Genomic DNA, 26092 nt, shown 5'->3' with positions numbered 1-26092 from the left:
TTGAGAGTCGCAATCGACGCCCGCGGTCAAGCGTGCCGGTTCAGGCGGTCGTGATCTCGGCGCCCGTGTTCCGGCCCCGCGCGATGAGGAAGCGCAGCGGGCCCGGCCGGTCGAGCCCGGCGACCAGCGCGCGGGCGTCGGCCTCCGACGGCATCAGCGCGAAGCCGGTCGGCCCCCAGGAGCTCTGGCCGTAGCCGGCGACGCCCTGGTCGGCGATCGTCCGCAGCGCCTCCGCGACGGCGGGGCTGGCGTAGCGGCCGCCCTGGTGCGGCGCGAAGTGGTCGCCGATCAGGCGCTGGATCTGGGTGATGCCGGCGCCGAAGCCCTGCGGCTCGGCGAGCACCGCCGCCGGCATCACCTGCATCAGCACGATCCGGCAGATCTCGGCGGCCTGGCGCTCGGGAAAGCGCGGCAGCTCGGCGAAGGCGCGCTGCTCGCGCGAGCCGTGGATGCCGGTGGCGTCGCGGTCGAGGATCAGCACGACGCGCCACGAGTCGGGGTAGGCCAGGCGGGCGATCACCGGCGGCGGCGCTCCGGTGGCGTCGCGTCCGCCGTCGACGATCAACCCGCCCTCGGTGAAGGCCGACAGCCCGACGCCGGACCGGTTGCCGCGATCGAGCGCGTTCGAGAAATCCTCGGCCGAGAACGGCTTGCCCGAGAGGCGGGCCAGGGCCGCGGCCACGCTGAGCGCGAGCTGCGTGCCCGAGCCGAACCCGGCATGAGCCGGAATCGCCTCCTCGACCCGGATCGCGACCGATTCGGCGACGCCGAGATGGCTCGCCGCCGCGTGGACGTAGCCGCGGACGCGGCCCTCCTCCGGTCCCGAGACGGACAGCCCGTCGGCGGCGCTCGCGGTGAGTCGGACGCCGGGGGCGTCGATCGCCAGGCCGATGCTGCCGAAGCGGCGGCCGAGGCCGCCATGCAGGTCGAGGAACCCGAAATGCAGGCGCGCCGGCGCGTGGACGTGGACGGAGCGCGAGGCGGCCTCGGAGCGGCCGCGTGCGGGTTCAGACACGTCGATCCCCTCCGCCTTCGCCACGCCGCTTCATCCTGCCGTCGCGGCGGACCTCTCGGGAAATCGGTCCCCGCGGTAGCCGGCTTCTCCCATGGAGGCGCCCCGCCGGGCAACCGCCTGTCGGGGCGAAGCGGCCGCAAATCGCGGCGACAGGGTTGCCTGTGGCGTCCGAGCGATGCAAACGTGCCCTCCAGCGCAGGCATTCCGAGTGCCGCCGGGTCGGGATCGCATCCCGTCCGGGCAGGCCATTCCGGCTGCGACGGTCCTTCGGCCGTCCTCCCCGGTCTTACGGCGACGATCTGCGACGCCTCAAGAAACGGTTCGGGTGAGGACGCATGACAGCCTGGGTGAAGGGTGACGCGACCGATGCGGAGGGCGCCATCGCGGCCGCCGCCGCTCTGCTCGCCGCCGCGCATGCACCGGTCTTCGCCGGACTGAACGCCGACGTCGCCGCGATCCGCGCCGCCTACCGCCTCGCCGGCACGATCGGCGCCTCCCTCGATACGCAGGGCGCCGCCGGCACCTACGCCGACCTCGGAGCGCTCAGCCGCGTCGGCGCGATGACGTCGACGCCGGCCGAGGTCCAGGGGCGGGCCGACGTGGTGCTCGTCGTCGGCGCCAAGGCCGGCACCAGCACCCTTGCCTCGGCCCTGCGCGGCAGCAAGCCGGTGCGCGGCCTCGCAGCCGGGGCCGACCGCCAGGTGCTCGCCGTCGCCGGCGCATCCGCTCAGGCGCTGGCCTCCGACCTCGCCCTGCTCCGCGCCCATGCCAAGGGGCACCTCAAGGACGCCACCCCGCTCAACGAGATCGCCCGCGCGCTCTACGCCGCCCGGTACGGCGCGGTGCTCTACGACCCGGCCGAGCTCGGCGAGCTCGGCGTCGAGACGGTGCAGGGGCTGGTGCGCGACGTGAACGAGATCACGCGCTGCTTCGCGCTCTCGCTCGGCGGCCCCGACCAGGACCGCTCGGTGGTGCAGGTCGCGGCCTGGACCACGGGCCAGGCCCCGCGCACCGGCTTCGGCCGCAAGGTCCCCGAGCACGATCCCTGGCGCTTCGACGCCGCGCGGCAGGTCTCGACCGGCGAGGCCGACGCCGCGCTGTGGCTCTCGACGCTTCCGGCCGCGCGCCCCGACTGGCTCGGCGCCCTGCCCTCGATCGCGATCGTCGGCACGGGCAGCCCCGAGGCCGCCCCCGGCACCGCCGAGGTCGTGATCGCGGTCGGCGTGCCCGGCGCGAGCGCCGGCGGCGTCCTCTGGAACGAGGGCCGCGGTGCCCTCACCTACCGACCCGGCACGGGGGGCGGCGCTTCGGCCGCCGACGTGCTGGCCCGCATCGAACACCATTTCGTTGGGAAGGATTCCTGATGCTGATCCGGATCCAGGGCGGCCGGGTGGTCGACCCGACGGCCGGCCGCGACGGCGTCGGCGACGTCTGGGTGGAGGACGGCCGCGTCGTCGCCCCCTCCGAGCGGACCCCCGACCGCACCGTCGACGCGACGGGCTGCGTGGTGATGGCCGGCGGCGTCGAGGTGCACTCGCACATCGCCGGCGGCAACGTCATCACCTCGCGGCTGCTGCTGCCCGACCTCTACGTCAGCGAGACGGCGCCGAACGGCCACCCCTTCGCCCATGCCGGCGGCGCGGCGGCCTGGATCGGCGCGGCCTACGCCAAGATGGGCTACACCACGGCGGTCGAGCCGGCGATGCCGCCGACCCACGCGCTCGCGACGCAGCTCGAATTGGCCGACATCCCGCTGCTCGACCGCGGCGCGCTCGCGGTGATGGGCAACGACGACCAGCTGCTGCAGCTGCTGCGCGCGGGCGAGAGCTGGGACGCGGTCCGCGACCTCGTGGCGCTCAACGTGGCGCAAAGCCGGGCGCTCGGGGTCAAGTGCATCAACGCCGGTGGCGCCTCGGCCTTCAAGGACGGCGTGCTCAAGCTCAGCCTCGACGACGAGATCCCGGTCTACGGGCTCTCGACCCGCAAGATCATGGGCTCGCTCCTCGACGCGGTCGAGGCGATCGGCGTGCCGCATCCGTTGCACGTCCACTGCAACAACCTCGGGCTGCCCGGCGCCGACGACAGCTTCATCGAGACGCTGGATGCGGCCGAGGGCCGGCGCATCCACTTCGCCCACGCCCAGTTCTACGCCTACGGCGCGGCCGACCCGGCGAATCCGGGCACAGGCGGCTTCCGCTCGGCGGCGCGCCGCATCGTCGACGCGATGCACGCGAACCCGAACGCGACCCTCGACATCGGGCAGGTGGTGTTCGGCCAGACCGTCACGGTCTCGATGGACATCCTGCGCCAGTACGGCGGCCGTAAGGGCGCCAACCCGAAGAAATGGGTGCTGAACGCGGGCGATGCCGAGGGCGGCGGCGTGGTGCCGTTCCTGTATAAGCCGCGCGGGCCGACGAGCTCGCTGCAATGGGCGATCGGCCTCGAGATCATGCTGCTCTCGAACGAGCCCGAGCGCACGATCCTGACCACCGACCACCCGAACGGCGGCCCGTTCACCGCCTATCCGCGCATCATCCACCTGCTGATGGACAAGGAGGAGCGCGACCGCGAGATCGCGACGCTGCCCAAGGTCGTCGGCGAGCGCTCGTCGCTGCCCGAGATCGAGCGCGAATACTCCTTCTCCGAGATCGCCGAGCTGACCCGCTCGGGGCCGGCCAAGCTCCTCGGCCTTTCCGATCGCGGGCACCTGCGCGCCGGCGCGCGCGCCGACATCGCGGTCTACCGCGAGGACAGGAACCGCACCGCGATGTTTGCGAGCGCCAAGCTCGTGCTCAAGGACGGCGTGGCGATCGTCGAGGACGGCGAGGTCGTGCACTGGCACGTCGGCCGCTCGCTGTCGCTCACCGTCGAGTCCGACAAGGCGATGGAGCGCCGCACCGACGCCTACCTGCAGGACCGGTTCGGCCAGGGGCTCGACAGCTTCGCCGTGCCGGACGCGGCCTTCCCCGAGGCCGAGGTGTTCGAGGACGTGGCATGCCGGGCATGAGCGAGCGGCTTTGCGCGAGGGACGGGAACCGGAATGTCTGACCTCACCCTCAACGGCATCCGCGTCGAGGACACCTTCGCGGAGGCGTTTGACGTCGCGGGCACCGCGATCGTCGTCACCAACGACACCGCGAAGTGGGCGATGATCGCGGCCACGACGATGACCGGCTTCGCCACCTCGGTGATCGGCTGCGGCGCCGAGGCCGGGATCGACGCCGAGCTGTCGCCCGAGGAGACGCCGGACGGGCGCCCGGGCGTGCGCATCCTGCTGTTCGGCTTCGAGCCGAACGGGCTCAGGGAGCAGCTGCTGAAGCGCGTCGGGCAGTGCATCCTCACCTGCCCCGGGACGGCGTGCTTCGCCGGCGTCGAGGGGCCGACCAAGATCAAGCTCGGCGGCGCGATCCGCTACTTCGGCGATGGTTTCGCCATCGCCAAGCGCCTGCCGGACCACACCGGCAGGATGCGGCGCTACTGGCGCATCCCGGTGATGGACGGCGAGTTCCTGTGCGAGGATTCCGTGCGCGCGGTCGACGGCGCGGTCGGCGGCGGCAACCTGCTGTTCCTCGGCCGCACCCACGCCGAGACGCTGACGGTGGCCGAGGTCGCCGTGGAGGCCGCCAAGGCCATCCCCGGGGCGATCCTGCCCTTCCCCGGCGGCATCGTCCGCTCCGGCTCGAAGGTCGGAGGCCGCACCAAGGGCATGATGGCCTCGACCAACGACGCCTACTGCCCGACGCTGAAAGGCCGGGCCGGCTCGGCCCTGCCGCCCGAATGCGGCGTGGTCCTGGAGATCGTCATTGACGCGCTGACCTCGCAGGGCGTCTCCGATTCGATGCGGGCGGCGCTCCACGCCGCGACCGAGATCGGCGCGCAGCACGGCCTCGTCGCGGTCACCGCCGGCAATTACGGCGGCAACCTCGGGCGGCACCACTACCGCCTGCGCGACCTGCTCGACAAGAATCCCGCCGCGAAGGAGACCGTAGCGTGAGCGTCCTCTCCCTGCGGCAGGCGCCCCCCGAGCGCCTCGACTTCCTCAACATCGCGCCGGCGACCCTGGCCGCGCTGTCGCCGGCCGAGGCCGAGCGCCTGCCGATCGGCACCACCCGGCGCGGCCTGGTGCTCGGCGACTGCTTCCAGGTGTCGCTCGACGGCGGCGACAGCCTCACCATCGAGGGTGGCCACGAGCGGCTCGACCGCGTCGGCGGCGCGCTCGCGGCCGGCACGATCCGCGTCGTCGGCGACGTCGGCCAGCGGTTCGGCGAGGGCATGGCCGGCGGCACGCTGACCCTCACCGGCACGGCCGGCCCGTTCGCCGGCACCGGCGCCACCGGCGGCACCATCACCATCGCGGGCGATGCCGGCGATTACGCCGGCGGCGCGGTCTACGCGGCCAAGGCCGGGCTCGACGGCGCGACGCTGGTCATCAAGGGCACCGCCGGCCGCCATCTCGGCGACCGCATGCGGCGCGGGCTGATCCTGGTCGAGCGCGCGGGCGATTACGCCGGCTCGCGGATGATCGCCGGCACGATCGCCGCCGGGTCCGTCGGCGACGACGCCGGCTACGGCATGCGCCGCGGCACGCTCCTCCTCGGCAGCCACGGGCGCCTGACGCCGACCTTCGTCGAGACCGGCGAGCACGACCTCGTCTTCCTGCGGCTGCTGGCGCGCTCGCTCAAGACCCTGAGCCCGCGCCACGCCGAGATCGCCGCCGGCCCGCTGCGGCGCTATTCCGGCGACCTCGCGACGATCGCCAAGGGCGAGATCTGGGCGGCGGCCTGAGAGCCGCTCCTGCCTCCCCTCGCAGTGGGGGGGAGGCAGGCTCACGTGCCGTCCTCGCCGCATCACTTCCCACGGACCTCGGCGTCGTCTTAAGATCCTCTCAACCCGGCCGCGGAGCCGGGACCCTGCGAGGACGTCCTGCCGATGCTGATCCTGCTGTCCGCCTGCCTGCTGTCGCAACCGACGCAGTGCCACGACGACCAGATCCCGATGTCCTACGAGGGCAGCAACCCGTTCATCTGCCTGCGCCACGCCCAGAGCGTCCTCGCCGAATGGCAGGCGGCGCACCCCGACCTCCACGTCGCGAAGTGGCGCTGTGCCGTGCGCGGCACGGTGCCGAAGGACCTGTGACCGCCGCGGACCGAAGCTGAACGGATCCCGACGCGTCCGCTCGCGAACGGTTCAGCCTCCCTCGATCATCCTCCGGGCTTCGATGGCCGCCGGCCACGCATTGCGCGAGGACATGTCGTGTCGCTCCACCGTTTCCGTCTTGCCGGGTTCTGCGCGCTCGTCCTCGCGGGCCAAGCCTCCGTCGGCGCCACACGGGCCGCGGATTTCGACGGGCCCTATCCGCCGCCGCACCCGGAATACGGCGGCTACGCCCACCGGGAGCCGCCCCCGCCCGAGCCGGCCTTCCGCCGCCCGCGCTTCACCGCCGGCCCGGATTTCGAGCCGCCCGAGCGCTGCCGCAGCTTTGTGAAGCGCCGCATCGACGCCTATGGCGAGGAGGTGGTGCGCCGTGTCCGGGTCTGCGACGAGCCGGGCGGATACGACGACGGCCCCCGTCGCCCGGTCGTCTTCGATCACCCGCCGCGGCCGCCGGTCGACATCCCGGATCGCGATTGGGGCGGCCCGAGCTGGTAGCCCGGGGGGCGAGGACGCCCCCGCCTGAGATGAATGAGATCTCCGTGGCGGAAAACGCGACGTCCTGCCGTGTCGACGGTCACCCTGTGATCCAGGGATCACGGGATTGACGTCACGCCCGGACCGGCGCCTTCTTGAGGGCGGCGGCGAAGGCCTTCAGCTGGCGGTTCAGGTCCGCCAGCTCGTTCAGCGCGATCGTCTTGTGCCCGTCCTTGACGGCACGCTCGATGTCCTCGACCTGCGAGGCGGCGAGGCGCCGGATTGCGGTGGCGACTTGGTCACGGGTCAACGGCGCCTCTCCCGGCACGACGCATGAGGGATGCTCGGTGATAGGTCGACAGGCTTAACCGTTGGTGTGCGGGCCTCCTCGCGCGCGGGCCCGCATCAGTCGTCCGGCGCGGTCGGTGGGGGCGGCGCCAGCGCGGCCTCGGCCGCCTGCAGGCCGGCCCGCGCCTTCGCCATCGCCGCGGCCTTGGCGCCGGTCTCGGCGTTCAGCGCTTCGAGGAAGGCGGTCCAGTTCCCGCGCAGCGCCGGCGGCATCTCGGCGTCGAGACGGTCGCGCAGCTGCGCCATCCGGGCGACGGGGCTGTCCGCCGGCCCGGCCCCGTCCGAATCGTAGACGCCGACGCCGCACACCTGGTCGCCGGCGCGGGTGTAGTAGGTGGTCTTCTGGAGCGCGACGGTGCTGCCCGGCTTAGGGAACAGGTAGCGGATCTCGGCGACCGTGCCGGCCTTGGCCGTCTCCAACATCTGGCGGATGAAGTAGGTGCCGTTGCTGTCGTGCAGGTCGCGCACGTTCTGGCCCTGCAGGATCGGGTTGGGATGCGCGCTCATCACGCCGTCCGGCCCGACGCAGAAGACGTAGGTGTCGGCGGTGCGGAACCCCGCCTCCCCCTTGGTGAAATGCGTGAGCGCCGCCGGCGCGTCGGCCGCGATCGCCGCGACGACGTGCTTCAGCATCCACTTGGCGGAGGCTTCCGAGCCGGCATCGCCGCAGGAGACCGGCGCCTCCCCGTCGCCGCAGGCGCGCCCTTGCTGGGGCGTCGCCGCCAACCCGATCGCGGCGAGGAGGGACGCAGCGACTACGGAGCGAAGCAATGCCATCGGTCGCGCCTCGACGATCAAGCGAAGGCCCGCGCGCGGCGGCAAGGCGTGCGCACGTCCGTTGCAGATGGATCCGTGGTTCGACAAGTCATGGTCGAAGCAGCCGGGATGGACGGCAGCTTCCATCGATTTAGTCGAATCTTCAAGCGCGAAATTGAGCATTCGAAACGCGCGAAAACAGTAGACCGGCGCGCGTCGGCGCCGGTGCATCTCCTGCGGGCCGAAGCGGCGCGACCCGTCCCCGGGTCGCGCCCTCGGCGCCGGGCATCGGCGTGGCCGTGGCGCGGCTCAGGTCCGCCAGGGGTGGGCCGGCAGCTCGGTCTTGCCGATCGTGCTGGCGCCGGCCTCGGCCACCACGTGGTCGTTCTCCACGGTCGAGCCGCTGACGCCGATGGCGCCCGACATCTCGCCGTCCGCGTCGACGATCGGGATGCCGCCGGGGAAGGTGATCAGCCCGTCGTTCGAGTGCTCGATGCCGTAGAGCGGGCCGCCCGGCTGCGACAGCGCGCCGATCTGCCCGGTCATCATGCCGAAGAACACCGAGGTCTTGGCCTTCTTATGGGCGATGTCGATCGAGCCGACCCAGGCGCCGTCCATGCGGTAGAACGCCTTCAGGTTTCCGCCGGAATCGACGACGGCGATGCACATCTGCGTGCCGAGTTCGGCGGCCTTGGCTTTGGCGGCGGCGATCGCGGTCTCCGCCTGCTCGATGGTGACGTGCATGGTGTCATCTCCCTGATGGCGCCGCCGGACCGGGGCGCGTCGTCCCCGCAGCCTCGGCGGGGATACCGATCGACAACGGCCGAGGTTGCGCCCGGTGCCGAGAACAAGGACGGCCGCCCCGGATGTCCCGGGGCGGCCGCGGATCGATCGCGTCGGTCGGCCTGCCTCTGCCGGCCTACTTGGCCGACATCGCGTTGGCCTTCTCGATCAGCGCCTCGGCCATGCGGATCGAGGCGATGTCGATCAGGCGGCCGTCGAGGGAGACGGCGCCGCGGCCGGCCTTGGCGGCTTCTTCCATCGCCACGAGGATGCGGCGCGCCTTGGTGACCTCGGCCTCGGACGGGGTAAACACCTCGTTGGCGAGGTCGATCTGCGAGGGGTGGATCGCCCACTTGCCCTCGTAGCCGGCCGACGCGCAGCGCCGGGCCGCGGAGGTGTAGCCGTCGGGATCGGAGAAGTCGCCGAACGGGCCGTCGATTGGGCGCAGGCCGTAGGCGCGGCAGGCCACCAGCATGCGCTGCTGGGCGAACAGCCACGGATCCTGCCAGTGGGTCTCGCGCTTGCCGCTCTCGTCCTTGTCGGTGAGCACGCTGTAATCGGGGTTCACCCCGCCGATGACCTGGGCGCGGGCGCGGCAGGACGCGGCGTAGTCGGCGACGCCGAAGGACATCGCCTCGAGGCGCTTCGAGGAGGTCGCGATCGCCTCGACGTTGGCCATGCCGAGCGCGGTCTCGATCAGCACCTCGAAGCCAAGCTTCTTCTCGCGCTTCTTGGCCTGCTCGATCTGCGTCACCAGCACGTCGATGGCGTAGACGTCGGCCGGCACGCCGACCTTCGGGATCAGGATCATGTCGAGGCGCGGACAGGCTTCGACGATGTCGACCACGTCGCGGTACATGTAGTGGGTGTCGAGACCGTTGATGCGGATCATCATGGTCTTCGAGCCCCAATCGATGTCGTTGAGGGCAGCGATGATGTTGGTGCGGGCCTTCTCCTTGTCGTCCGGCGCGACCGCGTCCTCGAGATCGAGGAAGATCACGTCGGCGTTCGAGGTGGCCGACTTCTCCATGAAGGTCGGGTTCGAGCCCGGCACCGCGAGTTCGGAGCGGTGGAGCCGCGGGGTGGCCTGCTGGACGAGGGTGAAGCTCATGGGGGGTCTCCTGTTTCCCTGGGAAGTCGGGCGGCTTGCGGTGCCGCCGTCAGAGCGCGGGCTCAGCTAGGCCGCCCGAACCGTCGGTTTCAACATGGGCCTGCGCGTTCTCGGCGACAGGCCTAGGCGATACGTTTGCATCAGCCGGTCGCACCGAAGCCGACGGCGATGCAGTTGATCGAGAGCAGGAGCGCGGATTTCACCGCCTCGCGCTTGTCCTCGTCGGTCTCGGCGCGGAACCGGCGCAGCAGCTCGACCTGCTCGCGGCCGACCTGGTTGATCGTCGGCAGGCGGCCGGTGAGACGGTCGCGGAACAGCGGCGCGCGCTCGGCCAGCTCCCGCCCGCCGGTGATCCGCAGCACCATCTCGCGCGTCAGCGCGTACTCGGCCTCGATCATCCCGAAGATGCGGTCGCGGATCTCCGGGTCGGCGACGAGGCCGGCGTAATCCCGGGCGATGCCGAGATCGACCATCAGCAGCGTCTTCTCGACCTCGTCGAGGATCAGGCGGAACAGCCGGCATTCCTGGAACAGGCGCTTGAGCAGCGCTTCGCCCTGGTCGCCGCGCACGTCGAGGAAGCTGCGGATGCCGGACCCGACGCCGTACCAGCCGGTGACGACGTGCCGGTTCTGCGACCACGCGAACACCCAGGGGATTGCGCGCAGGTCGCTCAGCGACTTCGCCCCGAAGCGTCGCGCCGGGCGCGAGCCGATGTTGAGCAGCGCGATCTCGTCGAGCGGGCTCGCGGCCTGGAAGTAGTCCACGAGGCCGTCGGCCTGGAGCAGGTTGACGTAGGCCGCGCGCGAGGCGCCCGACAGCGCCTCCAGCGCATCGTCGAACTCGTGCCGGGGCTGGTTCGCGCGCTGCCGCTCGGATTGCAGCGCGTGTTCGAACACGGAGGCCGCCAGCAGCTCCATCTGGTAGGCGGCGGTGCCGCGGTTGGCGTACTTGAACGAGACCACCTCGCCCTGCTCGGTGGTGCGGAAGCGGCCGTTGATCGAGCCGGGCGGTTGCGCGTCGATCCCGCGCTGGGTCGGCACGCCGCCGCGGCTCACCGAGCCGCCGCGCCCGTGGAAGAACGCGATCGGCACGCCGGCTTCCTTGCCGAGCGCCGTCAGCTTCGCCTGCGCCTTGTACAGCTCCCAGTTCGAGGCGACGAAGCCGCCGTCCTTGTTCGAATCCGAGTAGCCGATCATCACCTCCTGCACGCCGCCCTGCCAGCGGGTGGAGCGGCGGACCACCGGGATGCCGACGAGCTCCTTCATGATCGCCGGCGCGGCGCGCAGGTCCTCGATGGTCTCGAACAGCGGCACGATCGGCAGCGGGCAGATCTCGGTGCCGGCGGCGTCGAGGTAGAGGCCGGCCTCCTTGGCCAGCAGGTAGGCGCCGAGGATGTCGGGCACCGAGCGGGTCATCGACAGGACGAAGGCGCCGAACGCCTCACGGTCGAGGGTGTCGCGCATCTCGCCGACGAGCGCGAAGGTGGCCAGGGTCTCGCGGGCGTCGTCCGGTAGGCCCTCGAACGAGGTTTCGCCGGTCCGCGGCCGCGCCAGCTCGGCGACGAGCCAGGCCTTCCACTCGGCCGACTCGAGGTCCGGCGGCGCCTTGCCGCCGCTCTGGCGGGCGTAGAGCGCGTGCAGCGTCTTCGTGGTGCGGGTGGTGTTCTCGCGCAGGTCGAGGCGGACGGTGGAGAACCGGAAGATCTCGACCATGCGCCGCACCGGCCGCACGAGGTCGGTGGCGAGCGAGGTGCACTTGGCGTCCGCGAGGCCCTGCTCCAGGGTGCGCAGGTCGTTGATCAGGCCGTCGGCGCTCGGGTAGTCCGGCCCGCTCGTGCGGCCGCCCTCGTTGCGCCGGATCGTCGCCTCGATCTTGCGCAGGATGCAGGACAGGTACTGGCGATAGGCCTCGCCGGGGTTGCGGCCGGCGATCGCCTTGGCGTCGCCGCTCTCGGACAGGGCCCGGGCCAGCTCGGCCCGGAAGGTCTCGGGCACCGGCATCGAGCGCTCGGTGAGCGACAGCACCCGGCCGAGATGGAGCACGCCGTCGCGGTAGCGCCTGAGCGAGGCCAAGGCGTTCCACTTCAGCGTCTCGCGGGTGACGCTGGCGGTGACGTAGGGATTGCCATCGCGGTCGCCGCCGATCCAGGAGCCGAACTGGAAGAAGGCCGGCACCTCGAACTTCTCGTCCGGGTAGTACTGCGCCAGGGATTCCTCGAGCGAGTAGACCACCTCCGGCAGCATCTCGAACAAGGTCTCGTCGAAGAAGTGCAGGCCCCAGGAGACCTCGCGCTCGACGGTGGCCTTCTCGAGGTGCAGCTCGCCGGTCATCCAGACCAGCTCGATCTGGTCGCGCAGCTCGTTCATCAGACCGTTGCGCTCGCGCGTGGTCCAGCGCGGCAACTCGAGCTCGCGCAGCACGAGGTAGATGCGCCGGAACTTCTCCAGCACGGTCACGCGCTTGCCCTCGGTCGGGTGGGCGGTGATCGTCGGGCGGATGCGCAGGTCCTTCAGCAGGGCATGGATCTGCGGCGCCGGGATGCCGCCGGCCGAGGCTTCCGCCAGCACCTTGGCGAAGGACCCGCCGAGGGCCGAGCGGCCCTCCGTGCGCTCGACGTGCCGGCGCCGGCGCATGGCGACGTTCTGCTCGGCGATCGACAGCAGCTGGAACCAGATGCCCTGCACCTGGAGCGCGCGGGCCAGCATCTCGGGCGTGAAGGTCGAGATGTCGGCGGTGCGGTGCAGCACGGCCTCCAGCTCCGGCTCGTGCCGCCGCGCCACGTCGAGCAGCGCGTGGAACAGGATGTCGAGGGCTTCCTTCGACGAGGTGCCGGTGATCACCGGCGGGGCGAAGGCGTTCTCGTCGGCATGGCCGAGGGAGGCGTGAAGGGTCTTTGGCATCGGATCAAGCCACCTGGGGCGGATATCATTTTGGCGGGGGTGGCACCGCGCGGCCCCCTCTCCCGAGCGGGAGAGGGTCGGGGTGAGGGGCTAGGTCATTCCGGAGAGGTCACGCCCCTCACCCTGTCCCTCTCCCGAACGGGAGAGGGGACCCGCGCTTCAGGTTCGCGCTTCGGGCGCTACGCCGCCCGCCGCATCACCTCGGCGACGGTGTCGCCGAACGAGCCGGGATCGGGCGCCACAGTCAGCCCGTAGGACCGCATGATCTCGGCCTTCTCGGCCGCGCTGTCGCCGGTGGCCGAGATGATCGCGCCGGCATGGCCCATGCGGCGGCCCTTCGGCGCCGTGAGCCCGGCGACGAAGCCGATCACGGGCTTCGAGAAGTTCGCCTTGATCCAGGCCGCGGCCTCGGCCTCCTGCGGGCCGCCGATCTCGCCGATCATCAGCACGGCCGCGGTCTCCGGGTCCTGCTCGAACAGCGCGAGATGGTCGAGGAAGGACGAGCCGTTGATCGGGTCGCCGCCGATGCCGACCGAGGTCGAGATGCCGATGCCGTGCGCCTTCATCTGCGAGGCGGCCTCGTAGCCGAGCGTCCCCGAGCGCGAGATCACGCCGACGTTGCCCTTCAGGTAGATGTGCGGCGGCATGATGCCGAGCATCGACTTGCCGGGCGAGATGATGCCGGCGCAGTTGGGGCCGACCACCATGGTGCGGCGGTCCTTGGGGTAGCGCATCAGGTAGCGCTTCACCCGCATCATGTCCTGGGCCGGGATGCCGTCGGTGATCGAGCAGACCAGCTTCAGCCCGGCATCGGCCGCCTCCATGATCGCGTCCGCGGCGAAGGGCGGGGCGACGAAGGTGATCGAGGTGGTGGCGCCCGTCGCCTCCACGGCGTCCTTGACGGTGTTGAACACCGGCAGGCCGAGATGGGTCTTGCCGCCCTTGCCGGGGGTGACGCCGCCGACGACGTTGGCGCCGTAATCCTTCATCTCCTTGGCGTGGAAGGTGCCCTTGTCGCCGGTGATGCCCTGGACGATGATGGGGGTGGTCTCGTCGATGAGAATGCTCATGGCGGTATCCTTCGCTTATCTCACGGACGTCAGTGCTTGGTGCCGTTGCAGGCCTCGACGGCCTTGCGCGCGGCCTCCGACAGGGTCTCGGCGGTGATCAGGTCGAGCCCGCTCTCGGCCAGGATGCGTTGCCCGGCCTCGACGTTCGTGCCGGCGAGCCGGACGATCAGCGGCACCTCGATCTTCACCTCGCGCGCCGCCTGGACCACGCCCTCCGCGACCCAGTCGCAGCGGTTGATGCCGGCGAAGATGTTGACGAGGATCGCCTTCACGTTCTTGTCCGACAGGACGAGGCGGAAGGCGGTGGCGACGCGCTCGGGGCTCGCGCCGCCGCCGACGTCGAGGAAGTTCGCCGGCTCGCCGCCCGCGTGCTTGATCATGTCCATGGTCGCCATGGCGAGGCCGGCGCCGTTGACGATGCAGCCGATCTCGCCCTCGAGCCCGATGTAGCTGAGGTTGTGCTCGGCGGCCTGGGCCTCGCGCGGGTCGCCCTGCGACGGGTCGTGCATGTCGGCGATGTTGCGGCGGCGGAACATCGCGTTGTCGTCGAACGACATCTTGGCGTCGAGCGCCAGCACGCGGTCGTCCTTGGTGACGACGAGCGGGTTGATCTCCAGCATGGTGCCGTCGCAGTCGCGGAACGCCCGGTAGGCGTTCATGATCGTCTTCACCGCGGCCGAGACCTGCTTGATGTTGAGGCCGAGCTGGAACGCGATCTCGCGGGCCTGGAACTGCTGCAGGCCGACGGCCGGCTCGACCACCACCTGGATCAGCGCCTCGGGCTCGCTGGCCGCGATCTCCTCGATGTCCATGCCGCCGCGCTGGGAGGCGATCACGCGGACGCGCTCGGCCTTCCGGTCGAGGACGTAGCCGAGATACAGCTCGCGCTCGAACGGGTCGGCGGTCTCGACGTAGACCCGCTGCACCGGCTTGCCCTCGGGCCCGGTCTGCAGGGTGACGAGGCGCTTGCCGAGCAGCTCGCGGGCGGCATCGCGGACCTCGTTGTAGGTTCGGCACAGCTTGATCCCGCCGGCCTTGCCGCGGGCGCCGGCATGGATCTGGGCCTTCACCGCCCAGAACGAGCCGCCGAGCTCGGTCGCGGCATAGACGGCCTGATCGGCGCTGAAGGCGACGGCGCCCTTGGGAACCGCGACGCCGAAGCTCGCGAGCAGCTCCTTGGCCTGATACTCGTGCACGTCCATCGGGCGCCTCCTTCGGTACTGTTCTTGGCTGCGTTTCTACGCCCTCATTTTACTTTGGGGGAGAGCAGTGTCGCATTAAATTTTTTTGCATTCTCGTTGAGTTCGCCTTGATCGGCGAAGGAATGCTTGCGGTCTTCTTGTTGCGTCGCACAATCTTCTGGCGACGATCGTTTCCCGACTTCGCAATTCGCCCGATGGCGGTCCCCGATCGCCGCCGATCGGGGACCGCCGACGGGCTTCGCGTCAGCTCACCTTGGCCTTGACCACGTCGTAGACCTTCTCGTTGAGCGGGCCGGCATCGCCGAGCAGCGCCTCGAGCTCGGTCAGGCGCGCCTGCGCGAAATCGCGGTCGTCGAGGCCCTTGGCATTGACGTAGACGTTCAGCGCCGCGCTGCGCAGGCCGGCATGGGCCGAGAGCACGGCGACGCCGGCATCCGAGATGACGTTGAGGTTGCCCTTGTCGGCGACCACCTCGGCGAGGTCGATCACCGCGCGGCAGGCGCGGCAGCAGGCGAGCGGCACGTCGGTCGCCACCTTCAGCGCCGCCTGGATCCGCTCGGCGCGGACCGCCTTCTCGTCGTCGGTGGCCTTGGGCAGCCCGTAGGCCCCCATCACCGCGTCGAAGGCGGCGACGTCCTCGGCGATCATGCCGGTGAGCTGCGCCCGCAGCGCCTCGGACTGGACGAGCATGTCCTTCAGCTCGGCCTCGACCTCGACGTACTTCTTCTTGCCGATGGTGAGGTTGCACACCATCGAGACCAGGGCCGCGCCCATGGCGCCGGAGATGGCGGCGGCACCGCCGCCGCCGGGGGTCGGGGCGGCGCTGGCCAGCCCGTCGAGGAAGGTCGCGATCGTATCGTGCTCGGCCATGCGCCCCACTCCCCCGTTCAGGCCATCTTCTTGGCGAGCGCGTAGATCTCCTCGGCATCCAGCACCTGCTCGGTGCTGTCGAAGAGCTGGCCGACGCAGGCGCGATGGAGCTTCAGCTTCAGGCCGCCGATGCCCAGTGCGCCGAACGACTTCTTGCCGTGCCGGTCCTTGCCCTTGTCCATGGCGTCGATGCCGCCGAAGCCGAGCGGCGGCTGGGCGTTGTAGTCGGCTACGAACTCGATCGAGGCCTCGTCCTTCCAGGCCGACTCGGGCAGCAGCTCGATGCCGATGGCGCCGGCCGAGAACACCAGGTTCTTGCCCTTGACGATCTCGGCGCGCGAGGCCTCGTCCGGGGTCGCGGCCGCCGTCACGGCGACGCCGAAGCGCTTGTTGACGGCGTCCGCCGCCGCCTGCGCGCGGTCGAGCTGACGGGCGGCGAGGACGACCTCGGCGCCCTCCTGGGCGAGCAGGGCCGCCGAGCGCATGCCGACCGGGCCGGTGCCGGCGAGCACCACGGCCTTCTTGCCCTCCAGAGAGCCGGCGGCCTTCGCCACCAGAGCGACGCCGGCGGCGGCGGTGGTGTTCGAGCCGTTGGAATCGAGCATGGTCGAGACGCGGAACGGGCCGAAGAAGCGCTTCTTCACCGCCTCGAGCACCGCCTCGCCGGCCGCCATGTTGCCGCCGCCGACGAAGATCGCCGTCGACTTCTTCTCCGAGCCGCCGCGGGTGTAGATCGTGCCGTCGACGAGCGCGCCGACGTTCTCGGGCGTCACGCCGCCGTAGCCGGTGATGTGGTCGGCGCCGCCGTCGTAGCCGACGACGGTGTCGAACACGGACGGCATCGCATCGGTGTCGAACAGGAACAGAAGCTTCTTCATGGTGCGTCCTCTCGCCCGCGTCTCGGCGCGGATGGCGTTCGTGTTGGAAATTGGGTCCGGGCTCGTCTGTCGCTCAGCCTTCCCTCCCCCCTGCGGGGGAGGGTGGCCCGCGAAGCGGGTCGGGAGAGGGGCCGCGCGACGTCCGGAAACGTGGCTCCCCTCTCCCGACCCTCGCTGACGCGAGGCCCACCCTCCCCCGCAGCGGGGGGAGGGAGAGTTCGACCTAGACCACGTTCTGCGGCTTGCCGGCGACGAAGGCCTCGACGTTGTCGACGAGCTGGTCGGCCAGGATCTGCATCGCCTCCTTGCTGGCCCAGGCCACGTGCGGCGTGACGATCAGGTTCGGCAGGTCGAGGTCGCACAGGATGTTGCCGTTCTTGGGCGGCTCCTGCACCACCACGTCGAAGCCGGCGCCGCCGATCGTGCCGGCCTTCAGCGCCTCGGCCAGGGCCTCCTCGTCCACCAGCCCGCCGCGGGCGGTGTTGATGAGGATCGCGTGCTTCTTCATCTTCGCCAGCTGCTCGGCGCCGATCATGTTCCGGGTCTCGGGCGTCAGCGGCGCGTGCAGCGTGATGACGTCGGACTGGGTCAGGATCGTCTCGAGGTCGACGAGGCCCTCCTGCGGGAAGACGTCGTAGGCGATGACCTTCATGCCGAGCGCTTCCGCCCGCTTGCCGATCGACTTGCCGAGCGCGCCGTAGCCGACGATGCCGAGCGTCGAGCCGGCGATGTCGTGGATCGGGTAGTCGAAGTAGCAGAACTGGGTCGACTTGTTCCAATCGCCCCGGCGCACCGAGTTGGCGTAGGGCACGATCGCGCGCCGCAGGGCGAAGATCAGCGCGATGACGTGCTCGGGCACGGTGTTGAAGGCGTAGTTGCGGATGTTGACGACGGTGATGCCTTGCGCCTTCGCCTGCTCCTTGTCGACCACGTCGGTGCCGGTGGCGGCGACGGCGATGAGCTTGAGGTCGGGCAGCTGCTTCAACGTGTCGGCGCGCATCGGCACCTTGTTGATCAGCGCGATCTCGGCGCCCTGGAGCCGGGAGACGATCTCCTCCGGTGTCCAGGTCGAATCGTATTCCTTGTAGTCGTGCGGGAAGTTGAACGGCCGGACCGTGGCGTCGAGGGACTCGCGGTCGAGGAATACGATCTTCTTCGTCATGGAACGCCTTTCATGCGACGGCCGGATCGGGCCCTGCCCGCGACGCGCCGGTCGCGGCGATCCCGATCCGGTTCGAGATGATCCCCTCTCGTCCGGGATGGCGCGGGGGCGTCGCCGCCCCCGCGCGATGGTGTCGGCCTAGCGTCAGCCCTGGGTGAGCGGATGCTCGCGCAGGTAGCTCGACGCGGCGGCGACGCCCGAGCCCGGGGTGACGTGCACGCCGCAATCGATCATCGCCATCTCGGCGCCGGCGATCGCGCCGAGCAGCGACAGCTCGTTGAGATCACCGAGGTGGCCGATGCGGAACACCTTGCCGGCGACTTGGCTCAGGCCAGCGCCGAGCGAGAGGTTGTAGCGGTCGTAGGCGTGCTTGATGATCTTGGCCGCATCGACGCCCTCGGGCGCCAGGATCGCCGTCACCGTGTCGGAGTTCCACTTGGGCTCCTTGGCGCAGGTCTTCAGGCCCCACGCCGCCACGGCCTGACGGGTCGCCTCGGCGAGCACGTGATGGCGGTGGTAGACGTTCTGCAGCCCCTCTTCCTTGATGCACTCGAGGGCCTCGCGCAGGCCGTAGAGCAGCGGCAGCGGCGGTGTGTAGGGGAAGTAGCCGGTCGGGTTCTGCTTCAGCTGGTCGGACCAGGCGAAGTAGACGTGTCCGAGGCGGTCGTTGCCGCCGGCGGTGCCTTCGGAGGCCTTGATCGCCTTGGCGCTGGCGCAGAGCACGCCGAGGCCGGCGGGGAGCATGAAGCCCTTCTGCGAGCCGGCGATGGCGCAATCCACCTTCCACGCGTCCATCTCGAACGGCAGCGAGCCGATCGACGAGATGCCGTCGACGAACAGCAGCGCCGGGTGGCCGGCGGCGTCGATCGCCTTGCGGACCGCGCCGATGTCGCTGGTGACGCCGGTCGCCGTCTCGTTGTGGACGACCATCACGGCCTTGATCTTGTGCTCGGTGTCGGCGCGCAGCGCCTGGCCGATCTTCTCCGGGTCGGCGCCGGTGCCCCAAGCCTCGTCCTGCACGATGACGTCGAGGCCGAGGCGCTGGGCCATGTCGACCCAGAGGTGGCTGAACTGGCCGTAGCGGGCGGTCAGGACCTTGTCGCCGCGGCAGAGCGTGTTCGCCAGGGCCGATTCCCAGATGCCGGTGCCGGAGGACGGATAGAAGATGATCGTGCCCGCCTCGGAGCCGAACACCATCTTGGCGTCCTGGAACAGCGGCTTCACAAGCGCCGGGAAGTCGGGGGAGCGATGGTCCTCCGAGGGGACGTGCATCGCGCGCAGCACGCGGTCCGGGATGTTGGTCGGGCCGGGAATGAAGAGGTGATTGCGTCCGGGGCGCCGCGTTGCAGCCATGGGGTGTGTCCTCCGATTACCAAGAAACGTTGGCCGGCAAGCCGGCGTCAGGAACGATGCGCCGGCTTGCGACGCATGGGCGTGTGGTGATCCGTGGGCGGTCTGGTGAGGGGGACGCCGAACCGGCGCGGCCGGAAGCGCGCGGGAGGGCTGTCCCGCGCGGAACTTCCGCGTCGTCGGTCGGTCGCTTCACCGGGCGATGCGGAGCGGCGGAACGGTCTGGCACCGCTCGCGGTCGCGGCATGGATCCATGCCGGTCGCCTCCGAAAAGCCTCGTCTTCCATGCGTCGGCCGTGGCCGTCGCGCAAGCCGCGGAATGCGGATCCTGCACGCCGGCGCTCCGCCGACCCTCGACACCTTCCTCCCCGTCGTCCCGCCCCGGCTCACGATCCAAGTGGTTCACGATCCAAGTCGACCATCCAGGTCGGCGATCCATTGGCCGTCGCCGGCGCCGGCCTTACGGCAGGCGATCGCTTTGAATCCATTATGAACGCCGAAGCTCCACAAGCAAAACTGGAAAAACTTCCCGGACGACGAAAAAAAATTGTCGTGCACTGCAGCAAACCGACAAAGGATCTTCGCATTGCTTGCTGCATCGCAGCATCGGATGCGCGCCACCGTCATCAAACTGAGACGCGTTTCCGGTTTGGCTCGGCCGAAGACCGCCGGGAGATGCTCGTGGCCGACGACACGGAAGGGACGACCCGCGTCCGCACCCTGTTCCTCTCAGACCTGCACCTCGGCACCCGCGGCTGCCAGGCCGGGCTGCTCCTGGACTTCCTGAAGGACTACGACGCCGACACGCTCTACCTCGTCGGCGACATCGTCGACGGCTGGCAGCTCCGATCGGGCTGGTACTGGCCGCAGGGGCACAACGACGTGGTGCAGAAGCTCCTGCGCAAGGTGCGCAAGGGCTCGAGCCTGGTCTACGTGCCGGGCAACCACGACGAGTTCCTGCGCGACTACATCGGCACCACCTTCGGCGGGATCGAGATCGCCGAGAGCCGCATCCACGAGGCGGCGGACGGGCGGCGCTACCTGGTGATCCACGGCGACCAGTTCGACATGGTGGTGCGCCACGCCCGCTGGCTCGCCCATCTCGGCGACGGCGCCTACACCTTCGCGCTGTTCGTCAACACCGGCCTGAACAAGCTGCGCCGCCGGCTCGGCCTGTCCTACTGGTCGCTCTCGGCCTGGGCGAAGCTGAAGGTGAAGAACGCGGTCAACTTCATCGGCGCGTTCGAGACCTTTCTCGCCGACGAGGCCCGGCGCCAGGGTGCCGACGGGGTGATCTGCGGCCACATCCATCACGCCGCCGACCGGCGGATCGACGGCCTGCGCTACCTCAACACCGGCGACTGGGTCGAATCCTGCACCGCGCTGGTCGAGCATTACGACGGCCGCATGGAGGTGCTGCATTATCCGAGCGTGCTTCGCGCCCGCGCGGCGGAGGCGTCGGAGGCCGAGCGCGCCGGTGCGCTTCCGGCGCAGGACCGCCGGGCGGTCGCGTGAGGCTGCTGGTCGCGACCGATGCCTGGGCGCCGCAGGTCAACGGCGTGGTGCGCTCGCTCGAGCGCATGGCCGAGGCCGCCCCCGCCCACGGCTTCGAGCCGTTCTTCGTGACCCCGCGCGACTTCCGCTCGCTGCCGATGCCGGGCTATCCCGAGATCCGGCTGGCGCTGGCGGGCGCGCGCGGCATCGCCGCCGCCTGGGCGCGGATCGAGCCGACCCACGTCCACATCGCCACCGAGGGCACGATCGGCCACGCGGTGCGGCGGCTCTGCCGCGCGAAGGGCCGCCCCTTCACCACGAGCTACCACACGCGGTTTCCCGAATATCTCGCCGCCCGGGCGCCGATCCCCGAGGCGTGGAGCTACGCCTGGCTGCGGCGCTTTCACCGGGCGGCCAGCGGCACCATGGTCAGCACCGCCTCGCTCGAGCGCGAGCTCGCCGGCCGCGGCTTCCGCAAACTGATGCGCTGGACGCGGGGCGTCGACACCGACCTGTTCCGCCCGGCCGATCCTTCCGCGGAGGTTCCCCCTGCGCTCGCGGGGCTGCCGCGCCCGATCTTTCTCTTCGTCGGCCGCGTCGCGGTCGAGAAGAACGTCGCCGCCTTCCTCAGTCTCGACCTGCCGGGCAGCAAGGTGGTGATCGGCGACGGGCCCGACCGCGCCCGGCTCGCGACCGCCCACCCGCAGGCCCGCTTCCTCGGCACCCGCACCGGCGCGGAGCTGTCCGCGCTCTACGCGGCGAGCGACGTGTTCGTGTTCCCGAGCCTCACCGACACCTTCGGCATCGTGCTGCTCGAGGCGATGGCCTGCGGCCTGCCCGTGGCGGCCTACCCGGTCACCGGCCCCCTCGACGTGGTCGCTGGGACCGGGGCCGGGGTGCTCGACGCCGACCTGCGCGCGGCATGCCTCGCCGCCGTCGCCGTTCCGCGCGGGCAATGCCGCGCGGAGGCCCTCCGCCGGACCTGGGCCGAGAGCGCCCGCCAGTTCTTCGGCAACATCGAGAGCGCCCACGCCCAGGCGGCCGATCTGCGCGTGCCGGCCGGCGCCGAGGCGGCCCTGCTTGGCTGATGAGGTGACGGGTTGAGAGGGTGACGGGCCGGCCGAGGAATGCGATGGGTCGCCGCCCCTTCGGACCCGACCCGCCCCGTGCCCCCCTTCGATCCCGCCTGCGCCGCCGACTACCCCGCCGTCATCGGCTGCGACGAGGTCGGGCGCGGCGCCCTGTGCGGCCCGGTGGTCGTCGCGGCGGTGTGGTTCGATCCGATTGCGATCCCGCCGGACCTGCTCGCCCGCCTCGACGACAGCAAGCGGGTCAAGGAACCGCTGCGCGAGATCCTGACGCCGCTGATCCGCGCGCAGGGCCGCGTCGCGGTCGCGGCGGGATCCCGGGCATTGATCGACCGGGTCAACGTCCGCGTCGCCACCCTCGACGCGATGCGCCGGGCGGTGCTGCGGCTCGCCCTCGATGCGCCGGTGCTGGTTGACGGGCGGGACGCGGTTCCCGGCCTGCCGCAGCCCTGCCGTGCGGTCGTCGGCGGCGACCGCGCGGTGCCGCAGATCGCCGCCGCCTCCATCGTCGCCAAGACGTTTCGCGATGCGCTGATGCGGGTGCTGGCCCGGCGCCACCCGCATTACGGCTGGGAGCGTAACGTCGGCTACGGCGCCCCGGTGCACCTCGCCGGCCTCAGGACCCACGGCCGCAGCCCGCATCACCGGCTGAGTTTCACGCGGGCGTACGGCGATGGCGGAGCGAACATCGCGGGCGCCGATTAGGTCGCGTTCGTTTGCGAGATGCCTGAGGTCGTCCGTCGATGCCAAAACGATTCAGCCGTCCTGCCGCCGCGGAGCATTGCTCGATCGCCGCCTTCGCCCCCGTCACAGCAGCGAGAACTGCTCGCCGGGCTTGGCGAAGGCCGAGGCGTCGAGGGTGATTTGGGTCTGCGCATAGCCGAGACGCGCCTTGGCCAGCCGCATCCGCGTCGCGATCAGGCCGGCGTAGGCGCCCTCCCCGGTCATCCGCTTGCCGAACGTGGCATCGTATTCGCGGCCGCCGCGGGCCTGCTCGACCAGGGAGAACACGTGGCGCTGCCGCCCGGGATAGTGCTCGGCGAACCAGTCGGCGACGAGGTCCTTCAGCTCGTGCGGCAGGCGCAGCAGCACGTGGTTCGCCTCCCGCGCGCCGCAGGCGCGGGCCTCCGTCAGGATCGCCTCGATCTCGTGATCGTTGAGCGAGGGGATGATCGGCGCGACGATCACCATCACCGGCACGCCGGCTCGGCTGAGCGCCCGGATCGCCTCCAGGCGCTTGCGCGGATGCGGCGCGCGCGGCTCCATCTTCCGGGCGAGCACCGGATCGAGGGTCGTCACCGACATCGCCACCTTCACGAGGTTCCGCTCCGCCATCCCGGCCAGGATGTCGATGTCGCGGGTGACGAGGTTCGACTTCGTCACGATGCCGACGGGATGGCGCAGGCGGGCCAGCACCTCGAGGATCTCCCGGGTGATGCGGTGCTCGCGCTCGATCGGCTGATACGGGTCGGTCGCCGTTCCGAGAGCGATGGTCCGCGGCGCGTAGCCCGGCGCCGACAGCTCCCGCTCGAGCAGGCGCGCGGCGTCCGGCTTGGCGAAGAGCTTCGTCTCGAAGTCGAGCCCGGGCGACAGGCCGGCATAGGCGTGGTTCGGCCGGGCGAAGCAGTAGACGCAGCCGTGCTCGCAGCCGCGATAGGGGTTGATCGAGCGGTCGAACGAGATGTCGGGCGAGGTGTTGCGGGAGATGATCCCGCTCGCTCGCTCCAGCGTCACCTCTGTGCGTCTGGCCGGTGCGGGCTCGTCCGCCGGCCAGCCGTCGTCGGCGGCCTCGCGGCGGATCGCCTCGAAGCGCCCGCCCGGGTTGGCGGTGGCGCCCCGGCCGCGCAGCGTTTCCGACGTCGCGGCGAGCCGGCGTCGCGGCGTGGATTCGGCGCCGAGCGGAGGACGGGGTGTGGACATCGGACTAGCAGCACCCCGGAGAAGCGTGTTTCACATGGAACATAACAGGAACATGGTCGACCGGATACGCCTCGATTTTAGGCAGTTTCTCGCGCTCTGTGGCTGTGGTGCAACGCTGGGCCGCCGCGTCGAGCCGGCCTGTCCGCGCCCGGCGAAAATACGGTATGCGCGGCCATGATCTCCGCCCTGGTTCATGTCGCCGACCCCGGCGACGCCGATGCGATCGACCGTCTGGCCGACACCCTGGGCGCCCTCGTCGGAGGCGTGGCCGCCGGGCTCGTGGGCGACGCCGTGATCGTCGCCGCCGCGATGGGCGAGGCGGTCGACACGATCGCCGACGCGACCGGCGCGACCCTGGTGGTGCCGCCGCGCGGATCGGACCGGTGGTTCGCCGGCGCGGCGGTCGCGCGCCGCGATTGGGTGCTGTGCCTGGAGGCGGGCGACGTGCCCGGCGACGGCTGGATCCGCACCCTCGACCGCTTCGTCGGCACAGCGCCGGCCGACGCCCTGGGGCGATTGTCCCGCCCGCATGCCGGGCTGGCGACGCGGCTGGCCATTCGGGCCGAGGCGCTGCTCGGCGCGGGTGCGGCGCGGCCCGGCGACCTCGTCCGCCGCGATCGCCTCACCGAGATCGGAACCTTCGCCCCGCGGCTGGTGCCGCGGCGCCTGATCGCGCGGATCGACCGGATGTGATCCTCAGGCCGTGAGCGAGGCGCCCCGCCGCAGGTGCTCGTCCAGGCGCGGCATGATCTCGACGAAGTTGCAGGGGCGGTGCCGGTAGTCGAGCTGGCTGACCAGGATCCCGTCCCAGGCGTCGCGGCAGGCGCCCGGCGAGCCCGGCAGCACGAAGACGTAGGTGGCGTTGGCGACCCCGGCCGTCGCCCGCGACTGCAGCGTCGAGGTGCCGATCTTGTCGTAGGAGATGCGGTGGAACACCGCCGAGAAGCCGTCCATCCGCTTCTCGAACAGCGGCTCCAGCGCCTCGGGCGTGACGTCGCGGCCGGTGAAGCCGGTGCCGCCGGTGGTGATCACCACGTCGATTCCGGGATCACGCGTCCAGCTCTCGACCGTCCCGCGGATCGCCGTCGCCTCGTCCGGCACGATCGCGCGCGCCGCGAGTTTGTGGCCGGCCTCGGTCAGCCGCTGCACCAGGGTGTCGCCGGAGCGGTCGTCCTCCGGCCGGCGCGTGTCCGAGACGGTCAGCACCGCGATCGACAGGGGGACGAAGCTGCGGGCGGGCGTATCGGGCATCGGGCCGTCTCCGGGTTGAACGACCGGAATATGGGCGCCCGCCCGCGATTGTCCCATCCTTCCCGGCGTGCGGCGCGCGGGCCGAGGCGCGCCGAACCCGCGATCCATGGTATCGGCACCGACCAGCGACCCCTGTCCGTTCGAACGCGCGGTGCCCTCATGGATGCGACCCCCGTCCGCCTCACCAGCCTCGCCCACGGCGGCGGCTGCGGCTGCAAGCTCGACCCGGCGATCCTGCGGTCGCTGCTCGCCGACCAGCCGATCGCCGGCCCGTTCGAGCGCCTGCTCGTCGGCAACGAGACCGCGGACGACGCCGCGGTCTGGGCGCTCGACGACGGCACCTGCGTCATCGCCACCACCGACTTCTTCACGCCGATGGTCGACGACCCACGCGATTTCGGCAGGATCGCCGCCACCAACGCGATCTCCGACGTCTACGCCATGGGCGGCCGCCCGATCATGGCGCTGGCCATCCTCGGGATGCCGGTCGGCAAGATCGCGCCCGAGATCGTCGCCGAGATCCTGAAGGGCGGCGCGGCGACCTGCGCCGAGGCCGGCATCCCGATCGCCGGCGGGCACTCGATCGACACGCCGGAGCCGATCTACGGCCTGGCGGTGATCGGCACCTGCCGCCGCCAGGACGTGCGCCGCAACGCCGACGCGCGGGTCGGCGACGCGCTGATCCTGACCAAACCCCTCGGCGTCGGCGTCTATTCCGCCGCGATCAAGCGCGACGCCCTGCCGGAGGGCGGCTACGCCGCGTTCGTCGCGACGACGACGCTGCTGAACAAGGTCGGCACCGAGCTGGCCGCCGACCAGGACGTGCACGCCATCACCGACGTCACCGGCTTCGGCCTGCTCGGGCACGGCCTCGAGTTCGCGCGCGGCGCCGGCTGCCGCCTCGTGATCGACTGGCCGTCCGTGCCGCTGCTGCCCTCGGCCGAAACGCTCGCCCGGGACGGCTTCGTCACCGGCGCGTCCCACCGCAACTGGACCGCGTTCGGCGGCGAGGTCGCGCTGGAGGACGGCTTCCCCGAATGGGCGCGGCACCTGCTTACCGATCCGCAGACCTCGGGCGGCCTGCTCGTCGCCTGCGCCCCCGAGCGCGCCGACGCGATCCTCGCCCGCATCCGCGCCGCCGGGCATCCGGCGGCGGCGATCGTCGGGCGGGCGGAGGCGGGCGCGGCGGGAATTCGCGTCGCCGGCTGATCCCAGGGCCGGAAGGCGATCGAAACCAATCCTCCGGCATCATCGCGGCCCCGCGAT

The 26092-nt window shown here is 71.1% G+C and carries 26 protein-coding genes; 11 read left to right on the top strand and 15 right to left on the bottom strand.

The genetic code is table 11. The features are described from left to right. Positions 1-40: 40 nt before the first annotated feature. A complete protein-coding gene (locus MKK55_RS19405; protein WP_243937209.1) occupies positions 41-1015 on the bottom strand; it encodes a beta-ribofuranosylaminobenzene 5'-phosphate synthase family protein in 975 nt (324 codons plus the stop codon). Positions 1016-1350: 335 nt separating this feature from the next. On the opposite strand from MKK55_RS19405, the gene MKK55_RS19400 reads away from it, so the two are divergent. The 6 genes from MKK55_RS19400 (at position 1351) to MKK55_RS19375 (ending at position 6664) form a co-directional block, all read left to right on the top strand. Beyond that, positions 1351-2379 carry a formyltransferase gene (locus tag MKK55_RS19400; RefSeq protein ID WP_243937207.1) on the top strand — a complete coding sequence of 343 codons (1029 nt, stop codon included), beginning with the start codon at positions 1351-1353 and terminating at the stop codon, positions 2377-2379. After that, positions 2379-4022, top strand: coding sequence for a formylmethanofuran dehydrogenase subunit A (locus MKK55_RS19395; protein ID WP_243937205.1), 1644 nt, complete (start codon positions 2379-2381; stop codon positions 4020-4022). Before MKK55_RS19400 ends, MKK55_RS19395 begins: the two co-directional genes overlap by 1 nt. A 33-nt stretch (positions 4023-4055) precedes the next feature. Next, a complete protein-coding gene (gene fhcD, locus MKK55_RS19390) occupies positions 4056-5009 on the top strand; it encodes a formylmethanofuran--tetrahydromethanopterin N-formyltransferase (protein ID WP_243937203.1) in 954 nt (317 codons plus the stop codon). Then, positions 5006-5800 carry a formylmethanofuran dehydrogenase subunit C gene (locus tag MKK55_RS19385; protein ID WP_243937201.1) on the top strand — a complete coding sequence of 265 codons (795 nt, stop codon included), beginning with the start codon at positions 5006-5008 and terminating at the stop codon, positions 5798-5800. Before fhcD ends, MKK55_RS19385 begins: the two co-directional genes overlap by 4 nt. Positions 5801-5944: 144 nt before the next feature. Continuing rightward, a complete protein-coding gene (locus MKK55_RS19380; protein WP_147729737.1) occupies positions 5945-6151 on the top strand; it encodes a hypothetical protein in 207 nt (68 codons plus the stop codon). A gap of 117 nt (positions 6152-6268) precedes the next feature. Continuing rightward, positions 6269-6664 (top strand): hypothetical protein, encoded by a 396-nt coding sequence (locus MKK55_RS19375; RefSeq protein WP_243937199.1) that lies wholly within the window; start codon positions 6269-6271, stop codon positions 6662-6664. A gap of 112 nt (positions 6665-6776) precedes the next feature. On the opposite strand, the gene MKK55_RS19370 is transcribed toward MKK55_RS19375, so the two are convergent. The 12 genes from MKK55_RS19370 to MKK55_RS19315 all read right to left on the bottom strand — a co-directional run bounded on the left by MKK55_RS19370 (position 6777) and on the right by MKK55_RS19315 (position 19700). Continuing rightward, positions 6777-6953, bottom strand: coding sequence for a hypothetical protein (locus MKK55_RS19370; RefSeq protein WP_187274652.1), 177 nt, complete (start codon positions 6951-6953; stop codon positions 6777-6779). Positions 6954-7048: 95 nt separating this feature from the next. Then, entirely contained in the window at positions 7049-7768 is a 720-nt protein-coding gene (locus MKK55_RS19365) for a cache domain-containing protein (protein WP_243937197.1), read from the bottom strand. A gap of 288 nt (positions 7769-8056) precedes the next feature. Continuing rightward, complete coding sequence (locus MKK55_RS19360; protein WP_243937195.1) at positions 8057-8491, bottom strand: GlcG/HbpS family heme-binding protein; 435 nt, start codon at positions 8489-8491, stop codon at positions 8057-8059. 175 nt (positions 8492-8666) lie between these two features. Then, complete coding sequence (locus MKK55_RS19355; protein ID WP_147726364.1) at positions 8667-9641, bottom strand: HpcH/HpaI aldolase/citrate lyase family protein; 975 nt, start codon at positions 9639-9641, stop codon at positions 8667-8669. 140 nt (positions 9642-9781) lie between these two features. After that, the gene (locus tag MKK55_RS19350) at positions 9782-12541 is read right to left on the bottom strand and encodes a phosphoenolpyruvate carboxylase (RefSeq protein ID WP_243937192.1); all 2760 of its coding nucleotides are present in this window, start codon (positions 12539-12541) and stop codon (positions 9782-9784) included. Between the two features lie 179 nt (positions 12542-12720). Then, on the bottom strand, positions 12721-13611 hold the full coding sequence (gene sucD, locus MKK55_RS19345) for a succinate--CoA ligase subunit alpha (protein WP_147726362.1): 891 nt from the start codon (positions 13609-13611) through the stop codon (positions 12721-12723). A 29-nt stretch (positions 13612-13640) separates the two neighbouring features. Beyond that, positions 13641-14813 (bottom strand): malate--CoA ligase subunit beta, encoded by a 1173-nt coding sequence (locus tag MKK55_RS19340; RefSeq protein WP_147726361.1) that lies wholly within the window; start codon positions 14811-14813, stop codon positions 13641-13643. A 243-nt stretch (positions 14814-15056) separates the two neighbouring features. Continuing rightward, on the bottom strand, positions 15057-15683 hold the full coding sequence (gene fchA, locus MKK55_RS19335; RefSeq protein ID WP_147842904.1) for a methenyltetrahydrofolate cyclohydrolase: 627 nt from the start codon (positions 15681-15683) through the stop codon (positions 15057-15059). A 17-nt stretch (positions 15684-15700) separates the two neighbouring features. Next, positions 15701-16561: an NADP-dependent methylenetetrahydromethanopterin/methylenetetrahydrofolate dehydrogenase gene (locus MKK55_RS19330; RefSeq protein ID WP_147726359.1), complete on the bottom strand. Its 861-nt coding sequence runs from the start codon at positions 16559-16561 to the stop codon at positions 15701-15703. Between the two features lie 223 nt (positions 16562-16784). Next, positions 16785-17723 (bottom strand): D-2-hydroxyacid dehydrogenase, encoded by a 939-nt coding sequence (locus MKK55_RS19325; protein ID WP_147726357.1) that lies wholly within the window; start codon positions 17721-17723, stop codon positions 16785-16787. 144 nt (positions 17724-17867) lie between these two features. Further along, complete coding sequence (locus MKK55_RS19320) at positions 17868-19076, bottom strand: aminotransferase class V-fold PLP-dependent enzyme (protein ID WP_147842908.1); 1209 nt, start codon at positions 19074-19076, stop codon at positions 17868-17870. A 399-nt stretch (positions 19077-19475) separates the two neighbouring features. Then, on the bottom strand, positions 19476-19700 hold the full coding sequence (locus MKK55_RS19315; RefSeq protein ID WP_243937190.1) for a hypothetical protein: 225 nt from the start codon (positions 19698-19700) through the stop codon (positions 19476-19478). Between the two features lie 48 nt (positions 19701-19748). Between MKK55_RS19315 and MKK55_RS19310 the strand changes: the two genes are divergently transcribed. From MKK55_RS19310 to MKK55_RS19300, 3 genes are all read left to right on the top strand, one after another. Further along, positions 19749-20588 carry a UDP-2,3-diacylglucosamine diphosphatase gene (locus MKK55_RS19310; protein ID WP_279593195.1) on the top strand — a complete coding sequence of 280 codons (840 nt, stop codon included), beginning with the start codon at positions 19749-19751 and terminating at the stop codon, positions 20586-20588. Next, the gene (locus MKK55_RS19305) at positions 20585-21655 is read left to right on the top strand and encodes a glycosyltransferase family 4 protein (RefSeq protein ID WP_243937189.1); all 1071 of its coding nucleotides are present in this window, start codon (positions 20585-20587) and stop codon (positions 21653-21655) included. The genes MKK55_RS19310 and MKK55_RS19305 overlap by 4 nt, the downstream gene beginning before the upstream one ends. A 78-nt stretch (positions 21656-21733) precedes the next feature. Continuing rightward, positions 21734-22360: a ribonuclease HII gene (locus MKK55_RS19300; RefSeq protein ID WP_409566092.1), complete on the top strand. Its 627-nt coding sequence runs from the start codon at positions 21734-21736 to the stop codon at positions 22358-22360. A gap of 102 nt (positions 22361-22462) precedes the next feature. On the opposite strand, the gene MKK55_RS19295 is transcribed toward MKK55_RS19300, so the two are convergent. Further along, positions 22463-23575 (bottom strand): PA0069 family radical SAM protein, encoded by a 1113-nt coding sequence (locus tag MKK55_RS19295; protein ID WP_243937185.1) that lies wholly within the window; start codon positions 23573-23575, stop codon positions 22463-22465. Positions 23576-23749: 174 nt separating this feature from the next. On the opposite strand from MKK55_RS19295, the gene MKK55_RS19290 reads away from it, so the two are divergent. Next, positions 23750-24268 carry a hypothetical protein gene (locus MKK55_RS19290; protein ID WP_147844223.1) on the top strand — a complete coding sequence of 173 codons (519 nt, stop codon included), beginning with the start codon at positions 23750-23752 and terminating at the stop codon, positions 24266-24268. A 3-nt stretch (positions 24269-24271) separates the two neighbouring features. On the opposite strand, the gene moaB is transcribed toward MKK55_RS19290, so the two are convergent. Then, the gene (gene moaB / locus MKK55_RS19285) at positions 24272-24826 is read right to left on the bottom strand and encodes a molybdenum cofactor biosynthesis protein B (protein ID WP_243937184.1); all 555 of its coding nucleotides are present in this window, start codon (positions 24824-24826) and stop codon (positions 24272-24274) included. A gap of 159 nt (positions 24827-24985) precedes the next feature. Between moaB and selD the strand changes: the two genes are divergently transcribed. Further along, complete coding sequence (gene selD, locus MKK55_RS19280; protein WP_243937183.1) at positions 24986-26035, top strand: selenide, water dikinase SelD; 1050 nt, start codon at positions 24986-24988, stop codon at positions 26033-26035. Positions 26036-26092: the final 57 nt, after the last annotated feature.

This window comes from Methylobacterium sp. J-059, from assembly GCF_022829485.1.
GTDB lineage: Bacteria > Pseudomonadota > Alphaproteobacteria > Rhizobiales > Beijerinckiaceae > Methylobacterium.
Note: the sequence above shows the minus strand (reverse complement) of the source record. Positions and strands in the feature narration are given on the sequence as shown.

Coding starts and splice junctions, on each gene's coding strand:
- fhcD (WP_243937203.1), top strand. CDS start 4,056: ATGTCTGACCTCACCCTCAACGGCATCCGCGTCGAGGACACCTTCGCG.
- MKK55_RS19350 (WP_243937192.1), bottom strand. CDS start 12,541: ATGCCAAAGACCCTTCACGCCTCCCTCGGCCATGCCGACGAGAACGCC.
- MKK55_RS19295 (WP_243937185.1), bottom strand. CDS start 23,575: ATGTCCACACCCCGTCCTCCGCTCGGCGCCGAATCCACGCCGCGACGC.
- MKK55_RS19340 (WP_147726361.1), bottom strand. CDS start 14,813: ATGGACGTGCACGAGTATCAGGCCAAGGAGCTGCTCGCGAGCTTCGGC.
- MKK55_RS19395 (WP_243937205.1), top strand. CDS start 2,379: ATGCTGATCCGGATCCAGGGCGGCCGGGTGGTCGACCCGACGGCCGGC.
- selD (WP_243937183.1), top strand. CDS start 24,986: ATGGATGCGACCCCCGTCCGCCTCACCAGCCTCGCCCACGGCGGCGGC.
- moaB (WP_243937184.1), bottom strand. CDS start 24,826: ATGCCCGATACGCCCGCCCGCAGCTTCGTCCCCCTGTCGATCGCGGTG.
- MKK55_RS19380 (WP_147729737.1), top strand. CDS start 5,945: ATGCTGATCCTGCTGTCCGCCTGCCTGCTGTCGCAACCGACGCAGTGC.
- sucD (WP_147726362.1), bottom strand. CDS start 13,611: ATGAGCATTCTCATCGACGAGACCACCCCCATCATCGTCCAGGGCATC.
- MKK55_RS19355 (WP_147726364.1), bottom strand. CDS start 9,641: ATGAGCTTCACCCTCGTCCAGCAGGCCACCCCGCGGCTCCACCGCTCC.
- MKK55_RS19320 (WP_147842908.1), bottom strand. CDS start 19,076: ATGGCTGCAACGCGGCGCCCCGGACGCAATCACCTCTTCATTCCCGGC.
- MKK55_RS19315 (WP_243937190.1), bottom strand. CDS start 19,700: ATGACGGTGGCGCGCATCCGATGCTGCGATGCAGCAAGCAATGCGAAG.
- MKK55_RS19290 (WP_147844223.1), top strand. CDS start 23,750: ATGATCTCCGCCCTGGTTCATGTCGCCGACCCCGGCGACGCCGATGCG.
- MKK55_RS19400 (WP_243937207.1), top strand. CDS start 1,351: ATGACAGCCTGGGTGAAGGGTGACGCGACCGATGCGGAGGGCGCCATC.
- fchA (WP_147842904.1), bottom strand. CDS start 15,683: ATGGCCGAGCACGATACGATCGCGACCTTCCTCGACGGGCTGGCCAGC.
- MKK55_RS19330 (WP_147726359.1), bottom strand. CDS start 16,561: ATGAAGAAGCTTCTGTTCCTGTTCGACACCGATGCGATGCCGTCCGTG.
- MKK55_RS19360 (WP_243937195.1), bottom strand. CDS start 8,491: ATGCACGTCACCATCGAGCAGGCGGAGACCGCGATCGCCGCCGCCAAA.
- MKK55_RS19310 (WP_279593195.1), top strand. CDS start 19,749: ATGCTCGTGGCCGACGACACGGAAGGGACGACCCGCGTCCGCACCCTG.
- MKK55_RS19365 (WP_243937197.1), bottom strand. CDS start 7,768: ATGGCATTGCTTCGCTCCGTAGTCGCTGCGTCCCTCCTCGCCGCGATC.
- MKK55_RS19325 (WP_147726357.1), bottom strand. CDS start 17,723: ATGACGAAGAAGATCGTATTCCTCGACCGCGAGTCCCTCGACGCCACG.